Source organism: Flavobacterium fluviatile (assembly GCF_010645065.1).
Lineage (GTDB): Bacteria > Bacteroidota > Bacteroidia > Flavobacteriales > Flavobacteriaceae > Flavobacterium > Flavobacterium fluviatile.
Map to the genome: position 1 here is coordinate 91,627 of NZ_JAADZW010000017.1, position 14,711 is coordinate 106,337.

A 14,711-nucleotide genomic window follows, 5' to 3' on the forward strand; every position below is an offset into this window, starting at 1 on the left:
TATTTTCCTGCTATATATCGCAAATTATTTAAAAACCAGCTATCTTTCAATTCGATGTTTTTTAATTTCTTCCAATGTCTTACGAGTATTTGTATGTTATCCTTATCCTATTATTTTATAAGAATTGATCGTTTTAATAAGCCCTTCTTTAGCTGAAACCGGAAGCTCTTTCATTAATTCTTTTTTAAGTTTTGTATTACTAACAATGTAATTCTCTGTCAATTTCTGCAATCTTTCTGTATTCAAAGGCAAGCGTAAATAATTACCTAATCTAGCAATTGCTATTATTAAATTTGATGGAATATTCCAAATCCTGGTTTTTTTATCCAAACCAGTTCCTATTAATTTTATTAGTTCGTTAGTTGACAATGATTCATCATCTGCTGCATGATAAATACCACTCGGAATATTTTTGTTTTCTAATATTTCTTTAATTATGAAACAAAGGTTTTCTATACTTAAAAAAGAACGTTTATTATCAAATGCTCCTAATGGCCATGGAAATCCTTTTGCAACTAATTGATATAACAAATTTAGATTTCCTTTATTTCCAGGACCGTGAATCATGCATGGCCTCAGTATATAAACTCTTTTTCCTTCCTGAATTTCCTTACTCAAAATATAGTCTTCTGCTTGTTGTTTAGCAATACCATAATGAGTTTTAGGGTTCGGAGTTACATCTTCAGTTAAAATCTCTGCTATTTCATCCGCAACCGCTTTTACAGTACTCATAAAAATAAAAACCGAAGCTTTTGAATTTAAAAAAACATCAAACAATTGTTTGGTTAACTCAAAATTAGCTTCATAATAATCTTGGGGACGAGATACCTTTTTTAAGTCATGAGCTTTGCCTGCAAGGTGAATCACTGCGTTTGTTTCAAATTTAAAAGTTTGATTTATCAGAAAGCGCAAACTTAGAGCATTTATTTCATGAGTATCTTTTAAATAATCCTGAAGATTCTTACCAACAAATCCTGAAGCTCCTGTAATTGTTATTTTCATTTCCTTAAAAACCCAATTATTTTCCACATGAAACGTGCTTTTATTTTAACTGGCGAAAACTTAATATTATTCATAGCCAGCGCTTTTTGAATCTCCTTACTAATTAATAAATATGAAGTAGCACCTGAACTGCTTAAACCTCCCACCAACATAGATGTAGTTGTTATTCCTGAATATTTCCAACTTATCTGATTTTTTAAAAAAAATCTGGTTATCAATTCATAATCTGCACCTATTTTAAAACCTAAATCGTAAACTCCAAATCTTGAAAAAAGTTCTTTTCTTAAAAAAATTGCAGGATGCGGAGGCATATATCCAATTTTAAGTTTTTCCGGAGTCCAATATTGAGAAGAATATAATCTTACAATTTTACCATTTTCTTTATGTTGAATAATATTTCCAACTGAGGCTTCAATATTATTTTGCTTATGAAAAGTTGCTATTTCATCAATTACTGTATTGGAGTAAAAAATATCGTCTGAATTTAGAATTCCTATCAAATCTCCAGTTGTTAATTTGATTGCTTTATTCATGGCATCATATAACCCTTTATCTGGTTCAGAAATCCATTTAGAGACTTTATCTTCATTTTTCTTGATTATCGCTGCTGTCCCATCTGAAGAGCCTCCATCTATAATGATGTATTCAAGATTTGTATAATTTTGTGATGCCACAGATAAAATAGTTTTTTCAATGGTAGCATCACTATTATAACAAACAGTTATTATAGATATTTTCATTTTAAATCTAAAGTTTTATAAATATTTAGGGTTTCTTGAAAACATATTTCCCAAGAAAATTTTTCAGCTCGAATTAATCCTTTTTCTACAACTTCCTTTCTATTCAATTCTATAATTGCTAATGCTTTGTTAAATTCATCAAAATCTAACCTGTCTATTAAAACACCGGCGTTTCCTGCTACTTCAGGTATAGAAGAACTGTTCATCGCAATAAAAGGGGATCCTGCCCGCATAGCTTCCAAAATAGGAATACCAAAACCTTCATAAGATGATAGATATAACAAAGCAATACAACTGTTATATAGCTCATTCAATTTTTGATTTTTCACATGTAAAAAAAACTCCCAACGATTTGGAAGAAATTCATTTAACAACTTTAATTCCTTTGCATTTAAAGCTCCTCCCACAATCTTTAATTTATGCTTAGAACTACTCTGTGACACAGCTTTAACTGTGAAATCAAAATTTTTATAGGATACTCTCGACCCTACAAACAAAAAGAAATCCGAATTTCCCAATTTATCTGTTGAACTTTTTAAAGGAAAATAATCATCAGCTACACCGTTGTAAACTACTTCTATCCTTTTATTAGCAAACTGCGGATAAAAAATCAATAAATCCCTTTTTGTATTCTCCGAAATACAGATAATCACATCGGCCACTTCCAACGCTCTCCTCTTTTGAAAAATATGTATCCATTTTTTTAGCCCTTTTACATAATATTCGTAGGTAAAATCATGTACCGTTACTACTTCCTTTACCTCATTATTTCTTTTAACAAATTTATTAAGAGTTCTGTAATATGTCGAATGAAAAATAAATTTATCTCCTTTAAAATCTAACTTAACATCTCTGTATCTAAATAAAAAATTAGACTTTTTATTATTTATTACAGACTCTTGATTAATTAGAATCGTTTCTCTAAAAATGTTTTTATTAGCTCTTTTCTCTTCAATAAATAAAATATTCAAAGACTTTTTTTCTAAAAACCTCGTTATTAATTCTCTCCAGTATACTGAGATCCCTCCTGAATTTTGTAATGAAAAAACAATATTATCAATTAAAATTTTCATTTTTTTTTATTAAACATCTGAATCTAAATAATCCTTAAATCCTCTTGCTATAATATCCCAATCATATTTTAATAATTCTTCCCTGTTATTCTGATTAATTACCTTGTCTCCCTGTATTAATTTCAAAATACTTTCAACCCAAACATCTTCATCCCATCCTGTTACTGTAGTTCCAAAAGTAGATCCTAACTCAATCATTGCAGAATTATAAGGGGTCAATATAGGACATCCGCATACAACAGCTTCTAGAATTGGCAAACCAAACCCTTCATTTAAAGAACTACTCACGTATAAGTCAGCAATATTATATAACATAACCAATTCCTCAATATCAACATAACCAGTATACTTAACATAAGAGCTTTCTTCAGGGGCTACTTTAATTGATTTCCCCCAGCCTTTGCTACCAACCACTAACAATGAAATTTTCTCACTTACTATACGTGGCATCAATTGTAATAAAAATTGAAAATTCTTTCGGGGTTCCAAAGTTCCTACACATAAAATAAAAGGATTGCTTACATTATATTTTGAAATAATTTCTTTTTTCTTTTCTTCTGATAAAAACATTTTTCTAAACCTGCTGAAATCTATTCCGGAACCTACAAAAATAGTATTACACTTCCTATTAGGATATAGTTTAATTAATTCATTTTTAGTATAATCTGAAACACACCATATATAGTCTGATTTTTTAATCGATTGAGAAGTGAAAACTTTATTTTCTATCCAGCTTTTTATAGACATTGTATAACTGTAATATATAAAAACAAAATCATGAATTGTTACCATTTTTTTTATGCAACTTTTTAAAAAAAATGGAAGCACCTGTCCTGGTCCCCAAAAAATATCGCCTTCTAAGGAATTAACTAAAAAAGGTAACTTAAAAAAAAACCAAATCAAACCATTTTTTTTAAATAAATAAAAAGGTGCTTCAATAAATTTAATTTTAGACTTTTCATAAAATCTACAGGTTACTTCTGATTGAATTTTTTTATGTGAAAGAATATAAAATTCAAAATTTTCAAACTTAGACAATGAATTTATTGCATCAATCAAATAATTAGAAACCCCTGTTGCCTTACCTGTAAGACACCTTCCGTCTACTATTATCTTCATCCTTTCTTTAATCTATTTATAGAAATTAGATTAGACCTCTTCCTACCTATAAACAGTCTAATAAATGTTTTTAAACTATATTTTACATAATCGGAAACTAAAATAATTTTAGCTTCATATTTACTTATTACATTATAACTCATCAAAATAGTCAACATCTCCCGCTTAGCTTTTATAAAGTTTGTCCTTTGCGAAGAAACTCCATTAGTCGTAAAATTAGCAACCTCTAAATCAATTAAACAAAACGATGTTTTATTCTTTAAAGCCCTTATCCAAAAATCATAATCCATATGTATTTCATAATTTTTAAAATTCCCGATACGATTGAATAACTCTGATTTTACAAAAGAAGCTTGATGTGCAATAATATTAGATTGATATAATTCTTCTATCTCAACCTTCCTGTTGGGATGATTATATCCTAAATATACACCTATTGAATCTACAATTTTTACTCTGCCTGAAATCACATCGTAGGGACTGTTATTTAAAAAATTAAAATAAATTTTCTCTAATATAGCTGCATCGAAAAAATAGTCTCCAGAATTCAAAAAATAAATCCACTTTCCTGACGCATACTTTAAGCCTTTATTAAATGCATCAGTTATCCCATTATCTTTCTCGCAGATATATTTATCGATAAAATTACAATTTTTAGATAGTACCTCTGAAGTGCCATCTGTTGACAAACCATCAACAATAATATATTCAAAATCTTTAAAGCTTTGTCTTTTTATACTTTCAATTGTTTTCACAATTCCCTTAACATCATTATAAACCACAGTCACAATTGAAATACTTGGCCGCATATCATTCATAAAATATTTCTTTTATCTTTTCTCTCCTTAGTTCCATTAACTCTATCATTAAAAGTAATAATACAAATGCTAAAGGGACATTTATTAATGGTCTTTGGATGTAGAGTAAAAATTCAATAAAAATTACCTTTAAAATGAAAACATCTACTATTAATCCGTTATCTACTCTATATAAATATTTAAACTGAAATAAATAAATACTAAAAACAATTATAGTTCCTACAATTCCGTAGAAAACAAAAAAACCCACTAAAGACGAAGGATCATATCCGAAAAATCTCATGTTTGTTAATACATTTTCCTTGCCATGCCCTAGCAATGGCTTCTCAGCAAAAAATTCAAATCCTTTCTCAAAATGTACAGACCTGTTATCCCCCTTGATAGTCCCATTATCAGATTTTTCAAACCTGTCTATTGTTGCTAAACTTAAAACACCTATGATGGGAAAATTACTTTTTAAGGAGCTGAATAAAACCAACAAAAGACTAACAACTATACAGAGTTTGAAATACTGCTTCATCCAATTTTTATAAAATAATAATTGAAAAAACAAAGCAATATAAAAGGCAAGTGACAACGTAAATATACCTGAAAAAATCAATAATTTCTCGTATCTGGAATTCTTAAAACTAAGCTGGTTAATCAACAAGGCAAATGTTAAATAAAATGCAAATGTTCCTGGTTCATCAAAGAAACCGGCTATTCTTAATAATTGAAAATCACCACCACTGTTAAAAACAGCATTCGAAAATGTAAATAGATAATTAACGGAATGTATTTCTTCATTTCCAATATAACCTAAATTTGGTATCCTCCCAATAAGTCCTAGAAAAAAAGCCAAACCACCTGATATGCCCATTATAATCATTATCCAAATGTATGATCTGGCAAATTCCTCAATTCCAGAAATCTTATTTATAGTAAGATAAATTAATACTATAAAAAAAAGTGGTATAATCTGGGATAAAGCCGTACTGTCATGATGATAAAAAATAGTAAAAAAATAATATAATCCATTTATGAACACGACAAACAACATCAACTTATTTGTATAGGATAATCTAAATTTATCATTAACTAATAACAAAATTGAAAGTAAAAAAAAAGAAAACAATTTTAGAACTAAATACGGAAACCCTTGTATCAAATAAAAACTGAATGGGGGGTTACATAATAACAGCAACCAAATAAAAAAAATTGAAATTATCTTTTTGCTAGGCATCAATCAAAATAGTATTATAATGAGCTATTAATTTATTTATTACAATTTTTTGAGAAAATTTATCTTTAACATTTGCAATAGCTCTTTCTGAAAGTTCATTTGACAAAACATAACCTATACCCTTTGCTAAATCCTCCACATCAAAAGGTTTTGCCAGATAACCGTTAACTTTATGATTCACTATATCTTTTAAACCTGATGTATCAAAGGCTACAACTGGGGATCCACAAGCCATAGCCTCAACTGCAACTTGTCCAAAACTTTCTTGTTTAGAAGGCACTACAACAACATCTGATGCAGAAAAAAGAGTTACAAGTAAATCCTGGCTACTAACATAGCCCAGATAGTTCAATGTAAATCCTTTAAAAATCTCTTTGCCTTTTTTTTCAGTTCCAAAAATAAAAATCTCAACATTACTTTTATTATCTAAGTGCTCTAGAGAATCTAAAAAAAGTTTCATTCCTTTATTAGAATCAAACTCAAAATTTGAACCCCCTGTTGTTATTACTTTTATATTTGAGTCAATACCAAAAAACAACTTTGACTCTACTTTTGATTTTGGATTATATAAATCAGTATCAATTAAATTTGGAATGCATTCAACGCTTTTATTTTTAAAAATAGATGATGCTTCTGCACAATTTTTCATCCAATTACTGGGAGAAGTCAAATTAATATTTTTAAAATCAGTAAGATATTTAAACTTATAGTTCCAAAATTGTTTGCTTATATCATTTTTTTTCGATGACCCCAAATAATCACAAGATCCGCAAGCAACTTCATATTTCAAACAGTTACCTGGCGTATGACAACCTCCTGTAAAAATAAAAGAATCATGTAAAGTCCAAACTATTTTCTGCTTAATTAAAGATAATCCCTTGATAGAAATGATACCCGGTCCCAAATAATGAAAATGAATAATATCTGGATTTAATTTATTAATTTTTCTCACAAAACTCTTGTCTGGAAAACACATTATAGAAAAATCATTCCCTTTTCTTTTTTTAAAAGTGCTAATTAAAAATCTTTGGATATAAAACCCAAAATAAGCATATAGTTTTTCTATTAGCCCATTCATTTGAATAATTGAAGGATCCTTAGATAGTTTTTTGTTGTAAACTAGCATTTTTGTATCAATACCCTTTTTTTGTAACGCGCAATGATATCTAAAAGCTGCTTTTGCTGCCCCTCCAACATTATCTGTATAGCAAATATGAAGGACTTTCATATCTATTTTAATTTTAATTTGAATATAAAGTTAGCTCTTTGACGCCACTCATTATCTCTATGTTTAATCCAAAGAAAAACATATCTAAAAATGAAAATTCCCTTTGAGAATAATATAAATGATTGAGAATAGTATTTCTTTAAAAAAATATATCTACTTTCTTCAAACCATTTAAATTTTTGAAACGAAATTTTCATTGTTTGCCCCATCAAATGAATGATTCTGGCTTCAGTAATAATTTTCAAATCATATCCTGCCATTTTTATTCTTCGACATAAATCGACTTCTTCAAAAAATAAAAAAAACTTTTCATCAAAATAACCAATCTGATCTAAAACACTTTTTCTAACAAATAAATCTGCTCCAGAAATAAAATCTACATCAACATCATTATCATCATCAGAAATAAAACCTTCGCTAGATTTGTTTATTTTAATATCCTTTGGAATTATTTTCAATGGAAAAACTTCAAGTAAATACTGTGTTACCGATGGAAATCGTCCATAAGAAATTTGATTGTTATGTTTCTCATCAAAAACTCTTGCACCAACTGCTGCAACATTAATATTCTTCTCTAAGAAATCATATAGTATTTTGCAAGTGTCATTGAGCAATAAAGTATCTGGATTTAAAAAGAAAACATATTCACCTCTTGCCTTAGATAATCCTATGTTGTTAGCATAGCCAAATCCACCGTTGTATTTACTTTTTAAGAATAAAACATTTTGAAAAGTATTTAATAAGTCCTCTTCAATATTGTCAATAGAATTGTTATCGACAACAATTATTTCATACTGAACCCCTTTTGTGTACTCTAAAATTGATTTTATACATTCAACTACATATTTTTTGCAATTATATGAAACTATTATAACTGATACTTGCATATGTTTTTTTTAAGTAAATAATCATAAGATAATTTTATTGATATCGGGATTAATAGAGCAATAATTATATACAATAATCTCCAATAATTATTAACTACCAACAAATTAAAGTTTGATAATAATTCAATTGGCATTTTGTAGATCTCAATCTGGATAAAAGTAATTAACTTGAATGAAAGGAAATGAAGTGCTAAAATAATTAAGGTGTTTTTTCGTATATAATCCAAATAAACTTTAGTAAGTCTAAAGTTGGAAATTAAGCCCGAAAGATAATAGATAATAATTAATCCCATAAATGATGAGAGTACAAATAAAAAAATATTAGGATAAATTAATTCTTAAATTAATTTCTGGTCTAAATATTTTATTTATTAAGAATAAGGAAACCAGCGAGCCTATTGCTAATTTTAAATTTACTATTTTAAAAGATTAAATTTATTTATGATAATTCTGAAAGAAAAAACAAACTCGAAGTAAATACAACATTATAATTACCGTAGTTAAAATTCAAAATTGACAATTTCATGATGTATATTAATGTCTGAAATAAGGAAGTAATAGATTCTTAAATAATTTTTTTAATAATGATAGAATAGGTAAATCAATATTATTGATAAAAAGTAACCTGAAATTATAAAAAATAAAGGAACATGAAATAACTAAATATAGTTGGTAAATACATTCCACTATGACCATACCCAATTAGTATAATCCCTAAAGCTTTTGAAACATCAATTTTAGTATCTCTTACTTTATTCACTAATTTTCTTTTTGATCTTATTATTTAATACTCCAATAATATTGCTCCATAAAAAAGATTCTGAAAAATTTAATCTAGAATCAAGTCTCTTATTTATGATTTGTGAATCCTTAAGCACCCGGTTAATTTCATTACTTATAAAAGCAGGGGTTTCTTCTATCAATATCCTGCCATTTTCATCATTATTGCAAATATCACCTATGAACCCAGTTTTTGTACTTAAAATATAATTTCCAAAACTAAAAGCTTCCATCATAGAAATTCCAAAAGATTCATATCTAGAAGTACTTATAAATATTTTTGACCTATTATAAATATTAAACAGCTCTATTCTATCATTGATATTGCCTTTAAAGATTATCTTGTCTTTTAGTAAAGGATAATTTTTAAAGAAATTTTCTAAATATTTATAAAAATCAGCTTCAATATGTCCAATTAAAAAAACTTTCCAATCTTGTAAGTCTACATTAACTAATGATTCTAATAATAATTCTGTGTTCTTTTGAAAAGTTCCCAATCTGCCTACGGCAACAACTATATTTTCTTTTTCTTCATAATTCAACTGTTTGATCTTATTTTCCTTTAAAAATAAGTCATCTATACCATTTGGGAGATAAATACACTTTTTAACTAAATTTTTGTCAACAGTCCCAATTGATTTCACAGAATCTTTTGTTTCATTCGATAAAACATCTAATTTTTTTATGCAAACATATCTTAATAACCTTAAAACTGCGTTTTTAAATGGATTAGAAACGTAATTTGTATCTCTTAAGCTTTCGAAATCTGATAGAGAAGCATCCATTTTCAAAAACAAGGTGCCTTTTGGATTTCTTAACTTGTATATAACACCAAAAAGAAAAGACTCAGGAGTAAAGTGATATAAGTTAAGAACATCAATATCCTTTGAATTTTTAGTCAAATATTTAAGTACTGATTTCTGAAATGAAAAAAACTTTCCTTCATAGTCAATAAATTCAATTTTTAACCCCTTAACTACAGTATCCAAATTACTATAGCTATTATCTAATACAGAAATATAGTCTTGCTGACCAATTTCTCTGTAGATTTCTTCTGTGTTTTTATAACATACCAAGGTTGAATCATAACCATATAACTTATGCATATAATATGGTATCATTCCAACATCCTTCACCAAATGAATGTTTGTTGCAGGATAAAATAAAGTAACAAACTTTTTACCCATTTTTTGATATAGAAGTAAGTTGTTGCTTTAGGAGACATTTAAAATAAGTAATTGACGAGTATTTTTTGTTTTTCTCTACTAACAATTTAATTTTATCTAGTGTAGAAATATTTCCAAACAAATTGGAACATCTATTTTTATAATCTTCAACTAATTTATCTGAAAAATCAACTACTAAAGAGAAATCATCTTTAATTTTTTTCTCAGGAAATAAATGATTTAAAATCATTTTTTCAAAACTTAAGACTATATTTTTTGCTGCATAACTATTTAACACTTTAGTTCTTGCTTTTTTTGCAAACCGTTTCCTTAGATCAGTATCAGTATATAAAGAACCTAAAGCCTTAGAAATTTCTGACTTTAATCTTGGCACAACATACCCATTAGCTCCGCTGTCTACCAATTCAATTTGAGCATTATCCTTATCTGGAGTACTAATTGTAACAATTGGCACTTCAGACAGCATAGCTTCTGCTAGAACCATTCCAAAACTTTCACCTATATTGCTGCCTGCCAAAAATACATCAAGACTCTTATAATATTTTAGCAACAATTTTAGATCACTTGAAGTTTCAAAAATTATTAATTTTTCTAATATATTTAATCTTTTAGCATGTTCTTTTATTTTAGGTGTAGCACCAACCAATAAAAATCTTGCATTTTCTTTTGTCTTCGAAAACTCAGCAAAACCATCTAAAGTAATCAAATCGAATTTATGATCATCTGCACGACCAATTCTTCCAACAATAAAATTCCTTAATAAATTATTTTCTTTTTTAAATAAAAATATCTCATTTTCAGTAGGAGCAAGAGACTGTAAATGCTCAACATCGACTGGATTAGGTAAGACTTTTCTTTTATCACCATAATTATCTAGCATTTTTTTATCGAGATCCATTCTTCTAACAAGAATCATTTTTGATACGTATAAATCATAGTCTATTAATTTATAAAACTCTGAATTATCAAAATATCCAAAAACATTCGTTTGCACAACCACCTTTGGTTTGTTTTTCTCTACTAAACTAAATATTTTTTTATCTAAAGTTCCATCACCATGCCAGTGAAGAACGTCTGTATTTCTTAAAAGATCTTCAAATTTTGCTAAATCACCATTTAAAACAATTACTTCAATACCTAAATCTTGAATTAATTTTACACGTTCACCTCCATTATAAATGGCAACTACTATAACTTCAAACAATTCTTTGTTAAGATACTTACTATATAACTGCAAAGCATATTCCGTACCGCCGAGACTAAGCTGATTTACAGCTTCTATAATTTTAATTTTTTTTTCCATTTGGTAAAAACAATTTTGATACAAACTTCCTTTCCTCAATTTTGAAGAGAAAAATTAATATAATTTCAAAAATGAGTATGGATATACAAATAAGAAACACAAGAATAATTATCCCAAAGGTTCCGCTAAAATAATCTTGAATCGAGAGATACAATGAATAATTTACACCTAAGATCAATAATAGAATTATGTAGAAGAGAATTAATTCTTTAATCAAACGTTGCCTTTGTTCAACTACTCCAAAGTAAACCATTAAACTGCTAATTATAAATTGTGTAGTTACCCAGGAAATAGGAAAAGTTAGCAAATTAAAAACTCTAAATAATGAAACATTAAAAATAATTTTAAGAGTATAAGCACCAATAATTATATAAGTAAGTAAATGAATCTTTTTTTGAGCAATAAGAATTTGTGAATAAACAATATAAATACCTGTTATGAAAATCCCTAAACCATACCATCTTAAGATGCTGCTAATTGGTTCAACATTCTCGGCTTTAAAAGCTCCACGAAGTAAAACTAAAGTTACAATCTCATGAGGTAAAATCATAAATACTGCCGTCAAAGGAATTATTACTAATGAAATCATTCTAAAATATCGCTGAGTTTCATCCACCATATTAACAATTTCTTTTTTAACGTATGCCAAAGCAAGAACTGGTGTCAATACAGTGGTAATTACACCAATTAACATATTAATTGGCAAGTCAGAAAATTTCTTAGCATAGTCTAAAATTGAAATACTTCCTTGTGACATTTTAGATGAAAGCGCTTTTTCAATAACAATATCTGTTTGCGAGAAAATATAATTTATATAAAAAGGCACTGAAAATAAAATAAATGGTTTTACCAGACTCCATTTAGGCCATAAAACCTTAAATCTATATGCAAATTTTAAATATAATTGCCTATAAACAATTACAAGCAATAATATCGAACTGATATAGGAAGAAATAACTAACGAATAAATACCAATAATTGGAGCTAAAAATATTAGAATTACAACGTTTAAAAGGATTGTAAAAAATGAAAATATGTCTGGCAGATAAAAGGAATTATAGGCATTCAACATAGAACTCCATATATCTGTGACTTCTATAATAAGGAGTGAAGGCACCAGAAATTTTATCATTAGTAGTAAAACAACTTGTTGCTCTTTAGAAAAACCTGGTGCAAATGCCTGTGCGAATATATTTGGCGTAAAAAAAAGAAAAAAAGAAAAAATAACGGCAACAAGCAACACTAGAGTAATTAGTGCATCTGTGTATTTAACTAAATCCTCTTTTGAATATTCTTCTCTAAGATGGACATACTTTGCTCTAAACGTTTCATTAATAGGACCAAAAAGCACTTGTATTATTACAGATATTATTACGCCTCCTAAAATCCATGCATCCCTTTCTTCAGATGTTCCAAAAAATTTAGCAGATAGCATTACTACAAAAAGAGATAATATTGTTTTTAGAAACTTAATTATTCCAAGACCTAAGGAAATTCTTCTATTAGAAGAATAAAAAAAATTCAATAATTTCATTATTGCTTATTGCAAAATTTATAATCCATAAAACTTCAAAATTATATTATTCCCTTAAAATATTCTATGTTATAAGTCTTCTTCTAATTCAATCTTAGGTTTCCACTTCTTTCTTGTGCTAATGAAATATATGGCTGAAGTTGCTTGGAACATCTTTAGGCAAGGAATATAGATGATTTAGATTTAGACTCCGTTAATTGCAATATTGTTTCAGCCAATTCAATCATCTTAAATTCATTGGGATTCCCCAAATTTACAGAACATAAAAACTCCTTTTCAGAATTCATCATTCTTATCATTCCTTCCACTAATTATCTACATATTTAAAAGATCTTGTTTTACTATTATCACCAAATATAGTTATATCCTCAACTTTAAAGCTTGAACAATAAAATTTGAAACCACTCGCCATCATTTGTATTCATATTAGATCCGTATGTATTGAAAACCTTGGTAATCTTAATATATACCTTATTTTGCAAATGTCAAATCAACAAACAATGTTTCTGCACAGCGTTTTACCTTCATCATAACATGAATGAAATCTAATAGGATTTACATTTTCCCAATTACTTTCAAATTGAAGGTATACATAAGGATTTCATCTTTTAGCCAATCCCAAAACATTTATAGCTCAAGGCCTCTTTTTATATTAAGCCCCTTTCAGATTTACTACTCTCGTTGGAGTCGTGATAACAGAAAATTAACCTAAAATATTTTTTTGCGAATTTACACACAAAAAAATTGAAATTAAAATCCCTTAAATAACTCCTTCACAATTAACACCAAAACTGCTAAAAAAGCTGCCAAAAAACCACCAATTATCAATCCTTTTGCTTTCCCAAAACTGTCTTTCTTCAATGGCAAAATAGGCCTGTCAATTACTTGAATAAGCGGAGTCTCTTTTCGTAAAGTAACTTTAGCTAATTCGGTTTGTTTTACTAATTCAGTCAAAATCGCTGTATTAGCCTGTACATCCACCTGTTTACGAGCAGAAGGAGTTCGCCTCACATTAAGTGCAGGATTCAAATTAAAAGTATTGTCATTGGCAACAGCAACGCCGGTAATAGATGCATTTAATTCACGGCGAATAGAATCTGTTTGCTTATTTAAAATATCCATATTGGCTCTTGCTTTTTTCGTTTTAGTTTCTACATAAAATCTTCCTACCTCTGTCGCTAATGCTTCACAACAATATTTAGCAAACAATTCATCATTAGAGGTAACATCTATTGAAATAATATCAACTTTTTTATCCTTTTGCCCAACAGTCAAATTACTACCTGATAAGTTTTTATATATCACGCCAAAAATACTATCATGAACCCTAGTGAAATAAGTTCGATCTGGTTTGGGGAAAAATTGTATATTTTTCAACTTAGGATTCTTTTCCCAACTTTCTCGCCATTTTACATTTTGAATGTACATTTCTGCCAACGAAATAGTTTTATTATTTACAACAACAGGAGTCAATAAAGTCTGTTCCACCATCTTACGAGATTTAAACAACTCCGTCAAATTAGAACCAGTAAAAATGCTCCCACCACCACCTCCTAAATCAAAACCAAATGAACTTGCCAATCCTAATGCACTACCTAATCCTCCACCTCCGCTTTTTTCATCCTCTAATGCAAATGACAATGTAGCCGTATAAATTGGTTTTTTACTAAATGAATAAGCAAGTCCTAATGCTGATCCAATTAATCCTGCTAAAACTATAATTTTCCATTCTGAAAGTAGATAGCACCACCATTCTTTTCCTTTTTGAATTAATTCTTTTAATGATATTTCGTCGTTAGTGACTGACTTATTATCCAT

The 14,711-nt window shown here is 28.2% G+C and carries 12 protein-coding genes; all 12 read right to left on the bottom strand.

Annotated elements, in window-relative coordinates; genetic code table 11:
• Positions 1 to 102 precede the first annotated feature (102 nt).
• Positions 103 to 1,029: an NAD-dependent epimerase/dehydratase family protein gene (locus GXM17_RS15850; RefSeq protein ID WP_341872908.1), complete on the bottom strand. Its 927-nt coding sequence runs from the start codon at positions 1,027 to 1,029 to the stop codon at positions 103 to 105.
• The gene (locus GXM17_RS15855; RefSeq protein ID WP_163400298.1) at positions 999 to 1,742 is read right to left on the bottom strand and encodes a glycosyltransferase family 2 protein; all 744 of its coding nucleotides are present in this window, start codon (positions 1,740 to 1,742) and stop codon (positions 999 to 1,001) included. The genes GXM17_RS15850 and GXM17_RS15855 overlap by 31 nt, the downstream gene beginning before the upstream one ends.
• On the bottom strand, positions 1,739 to 2,815 hold the full coding sequence (locus tag GXM17_RS15860) for a glycosyltransferase family 4 protein (protein ID WP_163400299.1): 1,077 nt from the start codon (positions 2,813 to 2,815) through the stop codon (positions 1,739 to 1,741). The genes GXM17_RS15855 and GXM17_RS15860 overlap by 4 nt, the downstream gene beginning before the upstream one ends.
• A 9-nt stretch (positions 2,816 to 2,824) precedes the next feature.
• Complete coding sequence (locus GXM17_RS15865; RefSeq protein ID WP_163400300.1) at positions 2,825 to 3,934, bottom strand: glycosyltransferase family 4 protein; 1,110 nt, start codon at positions 3,932 to 3,934, stop codon at positions 2,825 to 2,827.
• Positions 3,931 to 4,752, bottom strand: coding sequence for a glycosyltransferase family 2 protein (locus GXM17_RS15870; RefSeq protein ID WP_163400301.1), 822 nt, complete (start codon positions 4,750 to 4,752; stop codon positions 3,931 to 3,933). The genes GXM17_RS15865 and GXM17_RS15870 overlap by 4 nt, the downstream gene beginning before the upstream one ends.
• Positions 4,745 to 5,620 carry a hypothetical protein gene (locus GXM17_RS15875; protein WP_163400302.1) on the bottom strand — a complete coding sequence of 292 codons (876 nt, stop codon included), beginning with the start codon at positions 5,618 to 5,620 and terminating at the stop codon, positions 4,745 to 4,747. Before GXM17_RS15875 ends, GXM17_RS15870 begins: the two co-directional genes overlap by 8 nt.
• 346 nt (positions 5,621 to 5,966) lie before the next feature.
• A complete protein-coding gene (locus GXM17_RS15880) occupies positions 5,967 to 7,202 on the bottom strand; it encodes a glycosyltransferase (RefSeq protein ID WP_163400303.1) in 1,236 nt (411 codons plus the stop codon).
• Between the two features lie 2 nt (positions 7,203 to 7,204).
• Positions 7,205 to 8,089 carry a glycosyltransferase family 2 protein gene (locus GXM17_RS15885; protein ID WP_163400304.1) on the bottom strand — a complete coding sequence of 295 codons (885 nt, stop codon included), beginning with the start codon at positions 8,087 to 8,089 and terminating at the stop codon, positions 7,205 to 7,207.
• Between the two features lie 752 nt (positions 8,090 to 8,841).
• A complete protein-coding gene (locus tag GXM17_RS15890) occupies positions 8,842 to 10,056 on the bottom strand; it encodes a glycosyltransferase (protein WP_163400305.1) in 1,215 nt (404 codons plus the stop codon).
• Positions 10,049 to 11,359 carry a glycosyltransferase family 4 protein gene (locus GXM17_RS15895; RefSeq protein ID WP_163400306.1) on the bottom strand — a complete coding sequence of 437 codons (1,311 nt, stop codon included), beginning with the start codon at positions 11,357 to 11,359 and terminating at the stop codon, positions 10,049 to 10,051. Before GXM17_RS15895 ends, GXM17_RS15890 begins: the two co-directional genes overlap by 8 nt.
• A complete protein-coding gene (murJ, locus tag GXM17_RS15900; RefSeq protein ID WP_163400307.1) occupies positions 11,343 to 12,893 on the bottom strand; it encodes a murein biosynthesis integral membrane protein MurJ in 1,551 nt (516 codons plus the stop codon). The genes GXM17_RS15895 and murJ overlap by 17 nt, the downstream gene beginning before the upstream one ends.
• A gap of 750 nt (positions 12,894 to 13,643) precedes the next feature.
• Positions 13,644 to 14,711: a Wzz/FepE/Etk N-terminal domain-containing protein gene (locus tag GXM17_RS15905; RefSeq protein WP_163400308.1), complete on the bottom strand. Its 1,068-nt coding sequence runs from the start codon at positions 14,709 to 14,711 to the stop codon at positions 13,644 to 13,646.

What these genes read in the sequence shown, in the direction of transcription:
- GXM17_RS15855 (WP_163400298.1), bottom strand. Translation starts at nt 1,742, where the DNA reads ATGAAAATATCTATAATAACTGTTTGTTATAATAGTGATGCTACCATT.
- GXM17_RS15860 (WP_163400299.1), bottom strand. Translation starts at nt 2,815, where the DNA reads ATGAAAATTTTAATTGATAATATTGTTTTTTCATTACAAAATTCAGGA.
- GXM17_RS15865 (WP_163400300.1), bottom strand. Translation starts at nt 3,934, where the DNA reads ATGAAGATAATAGTAGACGGAAGGTGTCTTACAGGTAAGGCAACAGGG.
- GXM17_RS15870 (WP_163400301.1), bottom strand. Translation starts at nt 4,752, where the DNA reads ATGAATGATATGCGGCCAAGTATTTCAATTGTGACTGTGGTTTATAAT.
- GXM17_RS15875 (WP_163400302.1), bottom strand. Translation starts at nt 5,620, where the DNA reads ATGATTATAATGGGCATATCAGGTGGTTTGGCTTTTTTTCTAGGACTT.
- GXM17_RS15880 (WP_163400303.1), bottom strand. Translation starts at nt 7,202, where the DNA reads ATGAAAGTCCTTCATATTTGCTATACAGATAATGTTGGAGGGGCAGCA.
- GXM17_RS15885 (WP_163400304.1), bottom strand. Translation starts at nt 8,089, where the DNA reads ATGCAAGTATCAGTTATAATAGTTTCATATAATTGCAAAAAATATGTA.
- GXM17_RS15890 (WP_163400305.1), bottom strand. Translation starts at nt 10,056, where the DNA reads ATGGGTAAAAAGTTTGTTACTTTATTTTATCCTGCAACAAACATTCAT.
- GXM17_RS15895 (WP_163400306.1), bottom strand. Translation starts at nt 11,359, where the DNA reads ATGGAAAAAAAAATTAAAATTATAGAAGCTGTAAATCAGCTTAGTCTC.
- murJ (WP_163400307.1), bottom strand. Translation starts at nt 12,893, where the DNA reads ATGAAATTATTGAATTTTTTTTATTCTTCTAATAGAAGAATTTCCTTA.
- GXM17_RS15905 (WP_163400308.1), bottom strand. Translation starts at nt 14,711, where the DNA reads ATGGATAATAAGTCAGTCACTAACGACGAAATATCATTAAAAGAATTA.